Here is a 16,294-nt window from a genome sequence, read left to right as displayed (position 1 = left end):
ACAAAGATATATATTGAGGGCAGAAAAAATGAAACGCACCGCAATTGCGCTGACCTGGGCCGCTGTTTTCTTGTCGGCCTGCGGCGGCACGCCGCCTTTTGGTGGGACAACCACGGATACGGGCGGCGATCCGGGCAATGGCGTTGCGCCAATTCCCGAGGTGCTTGCGGGCAATCTTGAGAGTTTCACCTATGATCCGCGCAACCAGACGCTGACAGTGGTCGGCACACCCGCCGACGACGGCCCGCTGACCGGCGTCTATCGGCGCCGTGCGGCGCTCGACCAGGCCGGATACCAGGCCTATACGGCGCAGGATGGCTCGCTCGACCGGCACAACACCGCCTTCGTGCGCGAGATTGACGGGGTGCAGGCGGCCGTGATCGTGAGCGGCGTGCAATTCCAGCAGGTCTTTGGCGGGCTGGCCTATTCCAACGAAGCCACGGCCTATTCCCCTCCGGTGGAGCCGGGATCGGAAACAGATGGCGGGCTGGTCAGCTATGCCGGCACCTATGTGGGATTGCTGAACGGTCCGGGCTCCAACGAGGATCTGCTGCCGACAGCCCCGGGCACCAACCCTGCCGTACTCTCGGCGCAGGCTGCCGAGACACGGGGCGACGTTCTGATCACCGCCGATTTCTCGGACGCGCAGGTGGCGGGGGTCATCTACAACCGGATCGCGGTCGATTACGACAACTCGGGTCCCGGCATCTTCCCGAACGCGGCGAACCCGCTTCAGCTGGAGGATATTGCGCTCGATAACACGGGAATTGCCGAGGACGGGACATTTCAGGGCATCGCGACGCAGAACGACATCCCCGTAGGCGATTACGGTGGCATCTTTGGCGGAGACGGCGCGGCGGCGGTGGCGGGCGGCATCCGGGTCGACGACCACATCGACGCTTTCAGCAACGAGATCGAATGGGGCATATTCGTGCTTGCCGCCTGCGGGCAGCCCCAGGCCGATCCGCTCTGCAACCAGCCCCACCCGTAAGCGCCAGTGATGTGCCGGGGGGGCAGGAAGCGGTGGCTGCGGGCGGCAGCCCTGGGCGCCGTGCTCTGCGCGCCGCTGACGGCCGGTGGCCAGACCCCGGCCCCGCCACAGGACAGGGCCCAGGAAACCCGCATCACCCTGCCCGAGGCACGCGCGATCGCGGTGCAGGCATTGAAGGACGGGGAGCCGGTGCTGGCCTATCGCCTGGCCGAGGGGTTGCTGCAGGCCGATCCGCGTTCGGCCTTTGCGCATTTCACGCTGGCGCAGGCCCATAGCCAGTTGCAGCAGCCGAGCGAGGCGCGCCGCGCTGCCGCCCGTGCCTACCGGTTGGCGGAAACGCCGCAGAACAGGTTCGAGGCGGCGCGCCTGGCAGCCTCCATGTCCTACCGCGAAGACCGCAAGACCCTCTCGCAGATCTGGGTACGCCGGGCGGTCCAGAATGCGCCCGACGCGCGGACCGAGGCCCAGCTGGGCCGCGATTATGCGCGGCTGCGCGCCGAGAACCCCTGGCAGTTCAGCATCCAGGGCGGCCTGCGCCCGTCCAGCAACGTCAACAACGGCTCGGAAATGGCGGTGCAGATCATCGACGGGCTGCCCTTCATCGGCACCTTGAGCGGCGCGGCGAAGGCGCTGTCGGGAACGGTCGGGCATCTCGATACGCGGCTGGGCTACAAGCTGTGGCAAGACCGGACCAGCCGCACGACGCTGGAAGGGCGGCTCTACGTCCGTCGGGTGGCGCTGAGCGACAGCGCCAAGGCGCAGGCGCCGACGGCCACGAACAGCGATTACGGCGCGACCTTCGCCGAGTTGGGGCTGAGCCATGAGCAGGTCCTGGGCGACGGCGGCACGCTGCTGCAGACCGACGTCGCTGCCGGTCGCTACTGGAGCGGTGGCGACGTATCGTTCGATTTCCTGCGGCTGGGCGCCGGGGCGGCCTGGCGGCTGAACAATGCCACGCGGCTGAACCTGGGCGCGAAGCTGGAACAGCGGCAATCGGCCCTTGGCGACCGCTTCGACACCACGGTGCTGGACCTGGATGCCGGGCTGCGGCGCAAGCTGGAGAACGGAGACGGCATTTCGCTCGCCCTGAACCTGCGGCACACGGACAGCGATTTTTTCAACGCGCGCTACAGCGCCGCCACGCTGCGGGCCAGCTATGTGCTGGGGCGGCAGATCGGGCCGGCGCAGGTCTCGACGGGCATCACGGCGGGCTATTCCGACTACCCCGATTTCGCGGTCTTCTTCGCGGTGCCGGGAGGGCGGCAGGACCGGTCGGTCTTTGCCGATGTGAATTTCTTTTTTGCCGACCTCGACTATGCCGGTTTCGCACCGAACCTGCGCATCAGCGCCGGGCGCACCTCGTCCAACGTCAGCCGCTACGAGACGCGGGAACTCTCGGTGTCGCTGGGCGTGCGGTCGAAGTTCTGACGCCCCCTGCCCGCGCTGTTCGAAGGGCTGGCACTCTGCCCCGACCATGCTAGGTTCTGCCCGAGAATGCGAAGAAGGAGCCCCCGCATGCCGATCAAATACCTGCACACCATGGTGCGCGTCAAAGACCTTGATGTCTCGATTGATTTTTACAAGAAACTGGGGCTGATCGAACGCCGCCGGATCGACCATGAGGGCGGGCGGTTCACGCTGGTGTTCCTGTGCCCTCCCGGCATGGATGACGGCCATGCGGATGTGGAACTGACCTATAACTGGGACGGGGATGATGACCTGCCCAGCGACAGTCGGCATTTCGGCCATCTCGCCTATACGGTCGAGAATATCTATGACATGTGCCAGAGCCTGATGGACCAGGGTGTGACGATCAACCGTCCGCCGCGCGACGGGCGCATGGCCTTTGTGCGCAGCCCCGACAACATCTCGGTCGAGCTGTTGCAGGAGGGGGATGCCCTGCCCGAGCAGGAGCCCTGGGCGAGCATGGAAAATACCGGTCATTGGTAAGAGCCGCCGCCCTTCTGACGCTGCTTGCCGTTCCCGCGGCGGCGGCTGACTGCCGTCTGGCACTGGCGCTGGCGATGGATGTCTCCAGTTCGGTGGATCCTTCCGAGGACCGGCTGCAGCGGCAGGGCACGGCGGAAGCCCTGGCATCGCCGGAGGTGGCCGCGGCCTTCTTTGCCGCGGATCTTCCGGTGGCGCTTGCCGTTTACGAATGGTCGGGGCGCTATAACCAGCAGGTCATTCTGGACTGGACGATGATCGACAGCCCGGCGGCCCTGACCGGGGCGGCACAGACCGTGGCGGCGAGCCTGCGCGGTCATACCGAGTTTCCCACCGCCATGGGCTATGCGCTGGGGTTTGGCGCGGGCCTGCTGGCGCGCGCGCCCGATTGTCTGGACAAGACCCTGGACATGTCGGGGGACGGGCAGAACAACGAAGGGTTCGGCCCCGCCATCGCCTACCGCGAATTCGCCTTTGACGGGGTCACGGTGAACGGGCTGGCGATCAATGCGGCCGATTTCGAGGGGGAATTGGGGCTGATTGCCTTTTACCGGCGCGAGGTGCTGCACGGGCCGGGGGCCTTTCTGGTGATCGCGGACGGTTTCCCCGATTTTGCCCGCGCGATGCGCCAGAAGCTGGTGCGCGAAGTCTCCCCGGCGGCAATCGGCGGTCTGATGCGCCGCAAGGAGGACAGGTGATCCGCCTGGCTGTGCTTGCAGGTGCCTTGATGCTGGGCGGCCTGCCGGGGGCGGGACAGGCCCTTGCGGATTGCCGTCAGGCGCTTGCCCTGGCGCTGGATGTCTCCGGCTCTGTCGATGCGCGGGAATATCGCCAGCAGATCGGCGGTGTGGCAGAGGCGCTGGACAGTCCGGAGGTGCGTGCCCGCATTCTGGCGATGCCGCAGGCCCCTGTCCGACTGATGGTGTTCGAATGGAGCGGCCCGCAGGAACAGGCGGAGCTGGTGCCCTGGACCGACCTGGACAGCGCCGCCACCCTTGACGGGGTGATCGAGACCCTGCGCCAGACCAGCCGCCGCAGCACGCCCCCCGGCACGGCGCTGGGGGTGGCGATGGCCGAAGGGGTGCGCAGGCTCACTGCCCAGAGCGACTGCTGGAAGCGGACGCTGGATATTTCAGGCGATGGCAAATCCAACCTCGGACCCCGCCCCCGCACCGTCAGGACACAGCTTGAAGACAGCGGCGTGACCATCAATGCGCTGGTGATCGGGGTGGACAACCCCCGCTCCACCGACATCCGACAGGCCGAGATCGCGGAGCTGTCCTCCTACTTCCGGGCGGAGGTGATCATGGGGCCCGGCGCCTTTGTGCAGACGGCCATCGGTTTTGCCGATTATGCCCGTGCGATGAAGGAAAAATTGCTGAAGGAACTGGAGGGTCTGGTGGTTTCGGAACTATAGCGCTTCGGGATATACCTGAATCGCTTGTTCGCTGCCTCTCCCTTCGGTCGAACGCGAAAAGTGATGTTGGATGTTTCAAGTCCATCCCGAAACGCTGTAGTCACCCGGACTCAAAGTTCGGTTCATTGAATACAGCTCTCAACGGCAGGTTCGCACCCGGCACCGAGGGCGGCCCTCCATTTGGCGAGGCATTTCCATTTCTCCATACTTTGCAGCATCTTGCGAGGTCGGAGTTTCGCGCCCGCCGTTTTGCCGGAGGCAAACCTGCGGTTTGACGGGGGCGGGGTCGGGTGCGAACCGGATCGCAAGCGATCCGGAGGCAGGGGGAAATAATGCGCATTTTGTTTCCACCATATTGGGGCCTGCCCCAGACACCCCGGGCACAGATCAGTAGATATACCGGATCTGGTCGGTCCAGTAGCGTTCCATCCGTTTCAGTGACAGGGTGATGTCGGCAATGCCCGAAGGCCCCAGCACGCCCTTCTCTTCCAGCCCGTCGGCATGGCGCGAGAAGAGATCCGACACCACATCGCGGATGTTGCGCCCCTTTTCGGTCAGGCGGACCCGGACCGAGCGGCGGTCAATCTCGCACCGGTTGTGGTGCATATAGCCCATTTCGACCAGTTTCTTGAGGTTGTAGCTGACGTTGGAGCCCTGGTAGTAGCCCCGGCTTTTCAATTCGCCCGCCGTCACCTCATTGTCGCCGATGTTGAACAGCAGCAGGGCCTGGACCGCGTTGATTTCCAGCACGCCGACGCGTTCGAATTCATCCTTGATCACGTCCAGCAGCAGACGGTGCAGACGCTCAACCAGCGAAAGCGCCTCTAGGTAGCCCATCATGAAGCCCTTTTCCCGCATGGGGATGGCCATTGGTTCCTGAATGCTCATTTCTCTCTCCGACTCGGTGGGTTGGAGCGAAACTGCGCAAAAAAGCAGAATATTTCGTTAAATCGCCCCGCCTTCAACTTGAAACGCCGATACCCTGCCGCGCTGCGCGTTCTCGGGACATCGGCGATACCGGATGTATCAGGTCAAAGGCGGGACGCTCCAATCGGACCGTGAAGCGGGCGTGTGGTGGTGGTTTTCGCGGCGGAGCGGCGCCTGGTGACCTGCGCGGCACATCGCCGGTTTGACGATCAGACAGAGACCAATGCGCAGGAAACGGGTCGGTTCGATGTCGCTTGCTTGTTTAGGCTCTGGACCCATCAATTCTATATACTCAGCGGCGATTTCACGAAATTTCAAAGGTTTGGGGCGTGCAGCCAATAGTGGTTCTATTTGCAAGCGACCCAAGACGTTGAAATGAAGTGAAATCGCCGCCCTTCGGGTTTGACGGATTTTCCCGCAGCCTGCGTCACATCTGCTTGAAATAGAACCACTATTCTTGCGCAGATGTTCCTGGCCTGCGAAAAAATCTGTCAAACTGAGCATATAGAATTAATGGGTCCAGAGCCTAAGCATCTCCCAATCAACAAAGGATGGAGATGGGAATGCTTCTGAACGGAAAGACAATTATCGTCACGGGCGCAAGCAGCGGCATCGGTGCAGCCGCCGCAAGGTTGTTCGCCGGGGAAGGCGCGAAACTGGTTCTTGGTGCGCGCCGCGCCGGATTGCTTGAAGAAATCGCGGAGGAAATCTCTGCCAAGGGTGGCGAAGCGGCCTTCCTGGCGGGGAATGTCGAAGACAGCGCCTATGCCGAGGCGCTGGTGGCACTGGCGCAGGAGCGCTTTGGCGGGCTTGATGGCGCCTTCAACAATGCCGGCATCGCCGGAGACATGGGACCGGTACCCGAGATGGCGGAAAGCAACTGGCGCAAGGTGGTTGCGGTCAATCTCGACAGCGGGTTCTACGCGGCCAGGCATCAGATACCGGCCCTGCGCAAACGCGGCGGCGGCTCGATTGTCTTCACCTCCTCCTTCGTCGGCCAGGGCATCGGTTTGCCGGGGATGGCAGCCTATGCGGCGGCAAAAGCGGGGCTTGTCGGCATGACGCAGGTCCTCGCGGCAGAGCACGGGCCGGAGAACATCCGGGTGAACGCGCTGCTGCCGGGGGGCACGATGACGCCCATGGCCGGGGATGATGCCGGTTTTCACGAGGTCGTGCGCGGCTTTCATGCGTTGAAACGCATGGCTGAGCCCTCCGAGATTGCCGGTGCGGCGCTCTTTTTGCTTTCCGATCACGCGTCTTTCGTGACCGGGAGTGCCCTGTTCGCCGATGGAGGGAACGCCATCAACAAGATTTAGCAGCGAAGCGGGCACTGGATTTGAAAGGGCCAGTGTCCGCTTACCGGACGCGCGCGCCTTGGCGGGAACGGCCGTATGGGTCCAGAGCCTACGCCGGTCGAACCCCGCCTGCCAGTTGCGCGCGGATCAGGGTGATGAACCGTGCGTAGCGGTCGGGGGGCTGTGCCTGTTCGGAGACCCACAGATAGAGGTCGTGATCGCTTTCGTTCAGCATCTCTTCGTAAAGGGTCAGATCGGCATCATCCATCGCGGCCAGATGCACCCTGGCAAAGGCGGGCAGGATCAGGTCCATTTCCTTGATCCCGCGCCGCATCGACCGCATGTGCAGCCGCTTGATCCGATGTTCGGCAAGTTCAGACATTTGCGGCATCGGTCATGACACGGCGCAGGCGTTTCTCCAGCCGCCCCATGTCTTCGGCCTTGCGCAGCAGGTCCGCGCGCATGCTGCGGATTTCCGACATGATCTCTGTCAGGCCCGCGGTGTCGGCGCTCTCCGCATCGGGCGCACCGACACCTTCGCCTTCGCCGTTGATCAGCCACATCATCGACACGTTCAGCAATCCTGCCAGCATCGACAGCCGGTTCGCACGCGGCTCCGCATGGTCATCTTCCCAGCCCCGCAGGGTGGGCAGGCGCACCCCCAGCCGCTTGGCCAGTTCTCCCTGGCTCATGCCCGCTTGTTCGCGCGCGGCGGCGAGCCTGTCGCCGAAAGTTGCCGCATCAGGTCCGTACCAGTCCGTTACATCGTTCATTCATCATCCCTTTCATCAGAACAAAGGCGTTCTTTCTTGATCGGTTTGTCTCGCCCCCCTAAGAGGGTCGCGCATACATCACATACCGAGGTCCGGAATGGAACTGCTCTCTGCAACGCTTGTCCGCGTCAAACCGTCCCCCACAATTGCCGTCACCACCAAGGCGGCGGAACTCAAGGCAGCGGGGCGAGACGTTATCGGCCTTGGCGCAGGCGAGCCGGACTTCGACACGCCGCAAAACATCAAGGACGCGGCCGTCGCGGCCATCGCCTCTGGAAAGACAAAGTATACCGCGGTTGACGGAATTCCAGAACTCAAGCAGGCGATCTGCGAAAAGTTCAAGCGTGACAACGGATTGGACTACAAACCATCGCAGGTCAGCGTGGCCAGCGGTGGCAAGCAGATCCTCTATAACGCGCTGATGGCGACAATGAACCCCGGCGAGGAAGTCGTGATTCCCGCCCCCTACTGGGTCAGCTACCCCGATATGGTGCTGCTGGCGGGGGGCGAGCCTGTCATCGCCCCCGCAACGCTGGAAGACGATTTCAAGCTGACGCCCGAGGCGCTGGAAGCCGCGATCACGCCGAAAACAAAATGGTTCATCTTCAACTCCCCCTCCAACCCCACCGGTGCGGGCTACAGCCGGGAGGAGCTGAAAGGGCTGACCGACGTGCTGCTGCGCCACCCGCATGTCTGGGTGATGAGCGACGACATGTATGAACATCTGGCCTATGACGGCTTCGAGTTCTGCACCCCGGCGCAGATCGAACCGGCACTTTATGACCGCACGCTGACGGTCAACGGCGTGTCCAAGGCCTATGCCATGACCGGCTGGCGCATCGGCTATGCCGCAGGCCCCGAAAAGCTGATCGGCGCGATGCGCAAGATCCAGTCGCAAAGCACCTCCAACCCCTGCACCATCAGCCAATGGGCGGCCATCGAGGCGCTGAACGGCACCCAGGATTATATCGCCCCCAACAATGAGATGTTCGTGCGCCGCCGCAACCTGGTGGTTTCCATGCTGAACGAAATCGAGGGGGTCACCTGCCCGGTGCCCGAGGGGGCATTCTATGTCTATCCCTCCATCGCCGGGCTGATCGGCAAGACCTCTGCCGGGGGGGCCAAGATCGAGAATGACGAAGCCTTTGCCACCGCCCTGCTGGAAGAGACCGGGGTCGCCGTGGTGTTCGGGGCCGCCTTCGGCCTTTCGCCGAACTTCCGGGTCAGCTACGCTACCTCCGATGCCGCGTTGAAAGAGGCCTGCGGCCGCATTCAGGCTTTCTGCGCGGGTTGCGTGTAACGGGGTATCCATGTCGACTGAACTGCCAGAATACTATTTCCGGGTCCGGGAAAACGGCGCTGCAGTGTTTCGGATCGACACCGAAAACCGGCAGCGGCGGATCGAGATGGACCAGATCGCCCTTGCCAATATCCGCAATGGCGAGATCAAGCCCCATGGCGACCGCAGCCTGTCGGAAGCGGATCTCGACACCATCCGCAACTGGATGGAGGAGCGCCGGCAGGTTCTGGCACATCGCGACATCGACGACATCCACCGCGCCGTCGATTATCTGAACCTGACGACGCAATGGGTGCAGTCCAAGGCCACGGATGAGCAGCTGGAAGCGGTCACCGACGCGCTGCTGCTGGCGATGCATGACCTGCGCAGCACGCTGGTGCGCAAGAAGGCGGACCGGCTGCTGAAGGATTAGAGCGTCATGCGAAGAACCGGCATCACGTAACGCTGCCTGCTCCTAGGTCGTGTTGACATTCATTGTCGCCCACCCGCGCGAGACGGATTTTGCCGCTGGCGCCGTGATGTGAGCGCAGCAATGTGATCATTGGAAGCGAACATCCGGGAGGGCAGAGGCAAAATCCGCCGCGCCCCGCAGGGGGTTCCCCAAAATTGCCCATTTCTGCGTTACAGCGTCCCGCCTTTACTTTAAGGCAAATCACTTCGCCAATGTCCCGGAATCGCGTAGCGCGGCAGGGTATTGGCGCTTCAATTTCAAGGCGAGGCGCGCAAAGAGAGCTTGAAATAGCTGGCTATTCCTGCGCTCTCTTGCCTGGAACTGAGCAATTTTGGACTGAAACGGGTGGGCGACAATGAATGTCAACACGACCTAGTTTCCCGCACTTGCAGACATGTCATGCAAGACCTGTCATTTTTGACATGTCATGTATGACATGTCGTCCGTTGCGGCATGGCACGCCAAAGCGTTAAGCGTGATGTCTTGAAGCGTTATCCGAAAACCTGACCTGCGTAACGCTGCCTGAAACGAGAGCGTTCAGCGCGTCACCTGATGCCTGCTGTTTCAGGTATTTCGTCAGGCGCTCTGGTCGTCCCTGCCCGGTTCATCCGGATTGCTGGAGAACAGGGCGATCTTGTTGCCCTGCGGGTCGCGCAGGTAGCCCACGTAAAACCGCGGGCCATAGGCCGCGCGAAAGCCCGGCTGCCCCTCGTCCTGGCCACCGGCGGCAAGGGCGGCGGCGTGCAGCGCGCGCACCTGGGCCTGGTTGCGGGCCTCAAAGGCCACCATGACGCCGTTCCCGGCCGTCGCCGGACGCCCGTCAAAGGTTGGTTTCACGTAGAAATCCGGCAAGGCCGGCTGGCCCGCTGCCACGGGCAGCACATAGCTCAGCCCCTCGGGGCCTTCCGTGAGCCCGTAGCCGAGGGCGGGCAGCAGCGCTGCATAGAAGTGTTTCGCGCGGGCGATGTCATCGGCACCAAGAGTGACATAGGAAATCATGCGGTCTGATCCTTTCCGACGGTCTTTACCGATACGCCCCAGAAGCGGATGTTCAGCAGGATCGCGGCAATCCCCAGGCCGGTCACCAGACCGGACCAGACCCCGATGCCGCCGCCGCCCAGGGTGAACCCCAGCAGATAGGAACAGGGCACGCCCAGCCCCCAGTAGCTGAAGGCGGCGATCCACATCGGCACCCGGGTGTCCTGCACGCCGCGCAGCAGGCCCAGGGTAATCGCCTGCGCCCCGTCGACGAACTGGAACAGTGCCGCCATGGCCAGCAGCCCGACGCCGATGCTCAGGATCTGCGCGCGCGCCGGTTCACCGTCTTGCATGAAGGCCGACAGCAGCGGCTCGGGCCAGCCGATGAAGACCACGGTGGCAAAGACGGAAAAGACCACCGACATGGCGGTGACCGTGATCGCGCCGCGCGACAGGCGGGCAGCGTCGCCCCTGCCATTGGCGTTGCCCGCCCGGATGGTGGCGGCATTGCTGAGGCCGAGGTGGACCATGAAGGTGATCGAGGCCAGTTGGATCGCGATGCCATGGGCGGCCAGCGGCACGGTGCCCAGCCAGCCCATCATCACCGCGGACCCGGCAAAGAGGCCAACCTCGCTCAAGGCCGTCAGGCCGATCGGCCAGCCCAGCCGGAACACCCGCCCCAGCATCTGCGCATCCGCCCGCCAGAGGCGCACGAAGATGCGGTGCTGCGGCACCACGGTCAGGATGTAGACCACCACGCAGATCAGCGAAACCACATGGGTGCTGACAGAGGCGATGGCCGCCCCCACCACACCCAGTTCCGGCGCGCCCCAGTTGCCGAAGATCAGCGCGTAATTGGCCAGCGCGTTGATCCCGGCCGAGATCAGCGTGATCCAGAACACGATCTGGGTGCGTTCCAGCGCCGCCAGATAGCTTTTGAGTGTCATCACCAGCAGGGCGGGCAGGATGCCAAACCCCATGACCCGCAGATAGCGACCCGCGTCGCGGGCCAGCTCATCGCTTTGCCCGATCATCCGCAGGATCGGCTCTGCCCAGAGCATCAGGGGCAGCGACAGCAGCCCGAAGCCAAGCGACAGCCAGAGCCCCATGCGGGTGGCGCGGCGGATGCCGGTGTCGTCCTCTTTGGCGTCAAAGGCCGCGACCATGGGCATCACCGCCCAGGCAAAGCCGGAACCGAATATGAACAGCACGAAAAAGAAGGTGGAGGCCAGCGTCACCGCCGCCAGTTCCTCGATCCCGTACCAGCCCATCATGACCGTATCGGTCACGCCGATCGCCACCTGCGCCAGGTGTCCGCCGATCAGCGGCAGCCCCAGTGTCAGGATCGCGCGCATATGGCCGCCGTATGTCAGAACCGGTGTCATATCCCAGCCATACGCCGGGTTATGGCGAAGGTGAAGAGGTGAAACGCCCGCCTCAGACCCGGCCCAGATGGGTCGCCTTGAAGCCGGTGCCGTACTTCAGGCCGTAGCCCATCGCGCGGTCCAATCCGATGTGCGCGCCCCAGATCAGCGCGAGCGACAGGGCAAGGTCACTGCCGGACCAGAGCCCTGCCCCGGCCAGTGCCAGCGGCGTCAGGTAGCTGTGCCCGATGTTGTAGACCAGCGCCCCGGTCAGCCTGTCGCGCAGGTATCCCAGCATGAAGAGGTCGGGGGCCAGGATCAGCAGCGCGAAGAGCCCCCAGCCGCCGCCCAGCCGGGCATAGATCAGGATGCAAACCCCGGCCAGTGCCAGCCCTTCCAGCCGAAGGGTGACGGCCAGCGGCGCCGGGGCGGTTGAACGGGGGGTCGAGAGCTTTGTCATGGGATCGCCTTTTGTTGGGATGGCCTTAGTCTGGCCGAGTCGTAACCTGAAAGAAATTGACCAAAAAGGAATAGCCACCTATCAAAAAATGATGAGCAGACCTTCGCTTGACCTGATCCCGGCCTTTCATGCGGTGATGACCCACGGCAGCCTTTCGGCTGCGGCGCGGGTTTTGCGGCTGGCCCAGCCCACGGTGCGCCGGCAGATCGAGGCGCTGGAGGCGGAACTTGGCACCCAGTTGTTCACCCGTGCGGCAAACGGGCTGACCCCGACGGGGATGGCGCAGACGCTGATGCCGCTGGCCGCCGCCGTCATTGCCGAGGCCGCTGCATTGGGCCGCGTGGCCAGCGCCGAGGCGCAGGCGCTGGAGGGTGTGGTCAGGATCACCACCAGCCGGGTGGTGGCGGGGCATGTGCTGCCCATGCTGATCCGGCAGATGCAGGCGGAGGCAGCGGGCTTGCGTTTCGAGGTGGCGGCGACCGACCGGGCGGAGGATCTGACCCGGCGCGCGGCGGACATCGCCATCCGCTTTACCCCGCCGCGCCAGCAGGCGCTGGTGGCCAGCCGTCTGCCCGATTGCGAGGTCGCCCTGTTCGCGGCCCCGGATTTTGCCCCGCCAGATCCGGATCGGCCCTGGCAGGAGCAGCCCTTTGTAGCGGACGACCGCGAAGACCTGATCCTGCCCGCGCTGACGGCCGCTGGCCTGCCCGCCCCGTCCAATGTGGTGCTGCGCTGTGACGATCCTCTGGCGCAGATCGCCGCCATCCAGTGTGGTGTGGGGTTGGGCTTCTGTCAGGTGAAGCTGGCCGCGCGTCTGGGGCTGCGCCGGGTTGCGCCCGGGGTCATGCATCCGATGCCGGTCTGGCTGGTGGTGCATGAGGATCAGGCGCGGATCGCGCGGATCGCATTTGTCTTTGACAGGCTCAAAAGCGCGCTGCGTCACCTTTTGTGACCCATTGCCTTGATGGACCCCAGGGGTCAGACTTTGCCCCGGAGGAAGCGCCGGTTTGACCGGAGCGGGCCGGTGGCCCCCGGCGCGGGCCCGTCGGGGTGCGGAGAATCGCGACGGGCCGGACAGCAAAAGGATACGAGACATGACCGAGCCGCGCACCGAAACCGTGACGCTGAATGGCAGGCCTTTCTTTCTGCGCCATTGGGGCAATGAACGCCTGCCCAAACTCCTGCTGTTGCATGGATTTCCCGAATTCGGCGGGGCCTGGGCCGATCTGGCCCCGCTGCTGGCCCACAGGTTTCACTGCATCGCGCCGGACCAGCGCGGCTATGGGCAGAGCTGGGCACCGGAAGCGGTATCCGACTATGCGACCCCGAAACTGGTGAGCGATATGGCGGCCCTGATCGGCGATGCGCCCCTCGCCGTGCTGGGGCATGACTGGGGCGCGGCGGTGGCCTATGGCCTGGCGATTTCGCGGCCCGATCTGGTGTCGCGGCTGATCATCATGAACGGGGTGCATCCGGTTCCCTTTCAGCGCGCCCTGGCGGCGGGCGGGGCGCAGGCCGAGGCTTCGCAATATATCCACTACCTTCGGGCGGAGGGTTCCGAGCAAAAGCTGGCGCGGGATGGATTTGCCAAATTGCTGGCGATGTTCTCGGCCAACATGGACACGGGCTGGCTCAGCGGTGCGACGCGCGACGCCTATGTTGCGGCCTGGTCCGGCCCGGGGCGGTTGCGCGGCATGGTGAACTGGTATCGCGCCTCACCGCTGGTGGTGCCGAAGGCCGGGGGCAGCATCAAGATGCCCGATCTGCCGCTGGAGAAATTGAAGGTCCGTTGCCCGCATCTGCTGATCTGGGGCACCGACGACCGCGCCCTGCTGCCCGAGGCGACCGCAGGTCTGGAGGAATTCGCCGCCGATCTGACACGGGTCGAGATCCCCGGCACCGACCATTGGCTGCACCACCAGAAGCCGCAGGAGGTGGCGCGGGCGATTCTGGACTGGTTCCCCGACCGGTAAGGTCACACCCTGCGGCAGATGAGGCGCAGGGATATTTTAGGCCAAAAAGAAAGGAGCTTGGGGCGTTCAGCCGCAAGACCGGTGGTCGGGAATACCTGACTTGCCCGGATGCGCGGATTTGCGCAGGTTGACGGCATTTGAAAGAAGGGGAATTTTACCATGCTGCTTCGCATCGTGCCATTGCTTGCCGTCGCCATCATCCTGATCGCTCTGGTCTTTTCGGCCTTCTGGCGGCCCTATGACCGGAACGGGCTGAATGCGCCCGCGCATCAATATTCCGGATTGTTCTGAACCGGGGACAAGGGGCGCAGGCCCGGTTCCGCCGCGCAGATCCCGAACACCGGGCAGCTTCGGGAAATGCACGACAAGGCGGCCTTGGCCCTTCCCCCGCGCGGCGGGCTCTGGCATACTCGGTGACCAACAAAAATGAACAAAAACAGGCCTGCCTCATGTCCGATCTCCTCTCCGGTGCCCAGCCCAGCGGCAAGAACTATGATGCCTCCTCCATCCAGGTGCTGGAGGATATGGAACATGTGCGCCTGCGCCCCGGCATGTACATCGGCGGCAAGGACGACCGCGCGCTGCATCACATGGTGGCGGAGATCATGGACAACTCCATGGACGAGGCGGTTGCGGGCCATGCCACCTGGATCGAGCTGGAGCTGCATGCGAACGGCCATGTGACCGTGCGCGACAACGGGCGCGGCATTCCCATCGGGATGCACCCCAAGGACCCGACCAAATCGGCGCTGGAGATCATCTTTTGCACCCTGAACGCGGGCGGCAAATTCTCGGGCGACAGCTATGAGACATCGGGCGGTCTGCACGGGGTCGGCTCTTCGGTGGTGAATGCGCTGTCGGATCACCTGCGGGTCGAGGTTGCGCAGAACCGTGAACTTTACGCGATGGAGTTTTCGCGCGGGTTGCCGCAGGGCAAGCTGGAAAAGATCGGCGCCGCCCCCAACCGGCGCGGCACGGCGGTGACGTTCCACCCCGATGCGGAAATCTTTGGCGCGCTGAAACTGCGCCCTGCCCGGCTGTTCGCCATGGCGCGGTCCAAGGCCTATCTGTTTTCGGGGGTCGAGATCCGCTGGAAATCCGCCCTGCCCGATGGCGACACGCCGATGGAGGCGAGCTTTCACTTTCCCGGCGGGCTGTCGGACTATCTGAACGAGACGCTGGGCGGCTCCACCACCTATGCCGAGGCTCCCTTTGGCGGGATGGTCGATTTCAAGGAGAAATTCGGCACCCCCGGCAAGGTGGAATGGGCGATCAACTGGACGCCCTCGCGCGATGGCTTCATCCAGTCATACTGCAACACAATCCCGACGCCCGAGGGCGGCACCCATGAGGCCGGGTTCTGGGCCGCGATCCTGAAGGGGATCAAGGCCTATGGCGAGCTGGTGGGCAACCGCAAGGCGGGCACGATCACCCGCGAGGACCTGATCACCGGCGGCTGCGCGCTGGTCAGCTGTTTCATCCGCGAACCGGAATTCGTGGGCCAGACCAAGGACCGGCTGGCCACCACCGAGGCGCAGCGCATGGTGGAGAACGCGGTGCGCGACCATTTCGACAACTGGCTGGCGGCGGATACCAAATCCGCCGGCGCGATCCTGGATTTCCTTGTGCTGCGGGCCGAGGAACGCCTGCGCCGCCGTCAGGAAAAGGAAACCGCGCGCAAGACGGCGACGAAAAAGCTGCGCCTGCCCGGCAAGCTGACCGATTGCACCAGCAAAACCCGCGAGGGCACGGAGCTGTTCATTGTCGAGGGCGACTCGGCCGGCGGGTCCGGCAAGGGCGCGCGCAACCGCAACACCCAGGCGCTGCTGCCGCTCAAGGGCAAGATCCTGAACGTGCTGGGGGCGGCCTCGGGCAAGCTGACGACCAATGCGGAAATCTCAGACCTCTGCGAGGCGCTGGGGGTCGGCATGGGGACGAAGTTCAACCTGGACGATCTGCGCTATGACAAGATCATCATCATGACCGATGCGGATGTGGACGGCGCGCATATCGCGTCGCTGCTGATGACCTTCTTCTTTACCCAGATGCGGCCGCTGATCGACAACGGGCATCTCTACCTCGCCTGCCCGCCGCTCTACCGGCTGACGCAGGGGGCCAAGCGGCTGTATGTGGCGGATGATGCCGAGAAGAACCACTGGCTGGAGAAGGGTCTGGGCGGCAAGGGCAAGATCGACCTGCAACGCTTCAAGGGTCTGGGCGAGATGGACGCGAAGGACCTGAAAGAAACCACGATGGACCCGGCAACGCGGAAATTGATCCGGGTGACGGTGGACGAGGATATCCCCGGAGAGACCGGCGATCTGGTGGAGCGGCTGATGGGCAAGAAGCCGGAGCTGCGGTTCCAGTATATCCAGGAAAACGCGCGGTTTGTAGAGGAGTTGGATGTTTGAGGCTCGG

At 63.9% G+C, this 16,294-nt stretch carries 19 protein-coding genes; 12 read left to right on the top strand and 7 right to left on the bottom strand.

Annotation, left to right across the window (positions count from 1 at the left end):
* Positions 1–28: 28 nt before the first annotated feature.
* The 5 genes from O4H53_RS14670 to O4H53_RS14650 all read left to right on the top strand — a co-directional run bounded on the left by O4H53_RS14670 (position 29) and on the right by O4H53_RS14650 (position 4,355).
* Positions 29–991, top strand: coding sequence for a thymidylate synthase (locus tag O4H53_RS14670; protein ID WP_269364854.1), 963 nt, complete (start codon positions 29–31; stop codon positions 989–991).
* 9 nt (positions 992–1,000) lie between these two features.
* Positions 1,001–2,419, top strand: coding sequence for a hypothetical protein (locus O4H53_RS14665; RefSeq protein WP_269364853.1), 1,419 nt, complete (start codon positions 1,001–1,003; stop codon positions 2,417–2,419).
* A gap of 87 nt (positions 2,420–2,506) precedes the next feature.
* Complete coding sequence (locus O4H53_RS14660; protein ID WP_269364852.1) at positions 2,507–2,941, top strand: VOC family protein; 435 nt, start codon at positions 2,507–2,509, stop codon at positions 2,939–2,941.
* Entirely contained in the window at positions 2,935–3,636 is a 702-nt protein-coding gene (locus O4H53_RS14655) for a DUF1194 domain-containing protein (RefSeq protein WP_269364850.1), read from the top strand. The genes O4H53_RS14660 and O4H53_RS14655 overlap by 7 nt, the downstream gene beginning before the upstream one ends.
* On the top strand, positions 3,633–4,355 hold the full coding sequence (locus tag O4H53_RS14650) for a DUF1194 domain-containing protein (protein WP_331284237.1): 723 nt from the start codon (positions 3,633–3,635) through the stop codon (positions 4,353–4,355). The genes O4H53_RS14655 and O4H53_RS14650 overlap by 4 nt, the downstream gene beginning before the upstream one ends.
* Positions 4,356–4,742: 387 nt before the next feature.
* Here O4H53_RS14650 and O4H53_RS14645 read toward each other — a convergent pair whose 3' ends face one another.
* Positions 4,743–5,243, bottom strand: a complete 501-nt coding sequence (locus O4H53_RS14645) for a MarR family winged helix-turn-helix transcriptional regulator (protein WP_269364848.1) — start codon at positions 5,241–5,243, stop codon at positions 4,743–4,745.
* Between the two features lie 138 nt (positions 5,244–5,381).
* Entirely contained in the window at positions 5,382–5,786 is a 405-nt protein-coding gene (locus O4H53_RS14640) for a hypothetical protein (RefSeq protein ID WP_269364846.1), read from the bottom strand.
* Between the two features lie 59 nt (positions 5,787–5,845).
* On the opposite strand from O4H53_RS14640, the gene O4H53_RS14635 reads away from it, so the two are divergent.
* Positions 5,846–6,598 (top strand): SDR family oxidoreductase, encoded by a 753-nt coding sequence (locus tag O4H53_RS14635; RefSeq protein WP_269364844.1) that lies wholly within the window; start codon positions 5,846–5,848, stop codon positions 6,596–6,598.
* 88 nt (positions 6,599–6,686) lie between these two features.
* On the opposite strand, the gene O4H53_RS14630 is transcribed toward O4H53_RS14635, so the two are convergent.
* Both O4H53_RS14630 and O4H53_RS14625 read right to left on the bottom strand, forming a co-directional pair.
* Positions 6,687–6,959, bottom strand: coding sequence for an FAD assembly factor SdhE (locus O4H53_RS14630; protein WP_269364842.1), 273 nt, complete (start codon positions 6,957–6,959; stop codon positions 6,687–6,689).
* Positions 6,952–7,350, bottom strand: a complete 399-nt coding sequence (locus tag O4H53_RS14625) for a helix-turn-helix domain-containing protein (protein WP_269364840.1) — start codon at positions 7,348–7,350, stop codon at positions 6,952–6,954. Before O4H53_RS14625 ends, O4H53_RS14630 begins: the two co-directional genes overlap by 8 nt.
* A 97-nt stretch (positions 7,351–7,447) precedes the next feature.
* Here O4H53_RS14625 and O4H53_RS14620 point away from each other — a divergent pair, with 97 nt between their 5' ends.
* Both O4H53_RS14620 and O4H53_RS14615 read left to right on the top strand, forming a co-directional pair.
* Positions 7,448–8,650, top strand: a complete 1,203-nt coding sequence (locus O4H53_RS14620; protein WP_269364838.1) for a pyridoxal phosphate-dependent aminotransferase — start codon at positions 7,448–7,450, stop codon at positions 8,648–8,650.
* Positions 8,651–8,660: 10 nt separating this feature from the next.
* Entirely contained in the window at positions 8,661–9,062 is a 402-nt protein-coding gene (locus O4H53_RS14615) for a hypothetical protein (protein ID WP_269364835.1), read from the top strand.
* 615 nt (positions 9,063–9,677) lie between these two features.
* On the opposite strand, the gene O4H53_RS14610 is transcribed toward O4H53_RS14615, so the two are convergent.
* Genes O4H53_RS14610 through O4H53_RS14600 form a run of 3 tightly spaced genes read right to left on the bottom strand, consistent with a single transcriptional unit; the run spans position 9,678 to position 11,903 of the window.
* Positions 9,678–10,100, bottom strand: a complete 423-nt coding sequence (locus O4H53_RS14610; protein ID WP_269364833.1) for a VOC family protein — start codon at positions 10,098–10,100, stop codon at positions 9,678–9,680.
* Positions 10,097–11,464, bottom strand: coding sequence for an MATE family efflux transporter (locus O4H53_RS14605; protein WP_269364831.1), 1,368 nt, complete (start codon positions 11,462–11,464; stop codon positions 10,097–10,099). Before O4H53_RS14605 ends, O4H53_RS14610 begins: the two co-directional genes overlap by 4 nt.
* Positions 11,465–11,516: 52 nt before the next feature.
* The gene (locus O4H53_RS14600; RefSeq protein WP_269364829.1) at positions 11,517–11,903 is read right to left on the bottom strand and encodes a DUF4260 domain-containing protein; all 387 of its coding nucleotides are present in this window, start codon (positions 11,901–11,903) and stop codon (positions 11,517–11,519) included.
* 91 nt (positions 11,904–11,994) lie between these two features.
* Between O4H53_RS14600 and O4H53_RS14595 the strand changes: the two genes are divergently transcribed.
* The 4 genes from O4H53_RS14595 (at position 11,995) to O4H53_RS14580 (ending at position 16,287) form a co-directional block, all read left to right on the top strand.
* A complete protein-coding gene (locus O4H53_RS14595; RefSeq protein ID WP_269364828.1) occupies positions 11,995–12,855 on the top strand; it encodes a LysR family transcriptional regulator in 861 nt (286 codons plus the stop codon).
* A 142-nt stretch (positions 12,856–12,997) separates the two neighbouring features.
* Positions 12,998–13,876, top strand: coding sequence for an alpha/beta fold hydrolase (locus O4H53_RS14590; RefSeq protein ID WP_269364826.1), 879 nt, complete (start codon positions 12,998–13,000; stop codon positions 13,874–13,876).
* 159 nt (positions 13,877–14,035) lie between these two features.
* A complete protein-coding gene (locus O4H53_RS14585) occupies positions 14,036–14,167 on the top strand; it encodes a hypothetical protein (protein ID WP_269364823.1) in 132 nt (43 codons plus the stop codon).
* 158 nt (positions 14,168–14,325) lie between these two features.
* Positions 14,326–16,287: a DNA gyrase/topoisomerase IV subunit B gene (locus tag O4H53_RS14580; protein ID WP_269364821.1), complete on the top strand. Its 1,962-nt coding sequence runs from the start codon at positions 14,326–14,328 to the stop codon at positions 16,285–16,287.
* The last annotated feature ends 7 nt before the right edge of the window (positions 16,288–16,294 follow it).

Origin of the sequence: Sulfitobacter sp. G21635-S1 (assembly GCF_027213915.1) — a bacterium.
In the GTDB taxonomy this organism is placed as follows: Bacteria; Pseudomonadota; Alphaproteobacteria; order Rhodobacterales; family Rhodobacteraceae; genus Sulfitobacter.
The sequence above is the reverse complement of the archived record's forward strand: the minus strand, read 5'-3'. Positions and strand labels throughout refer to the sequence as shown.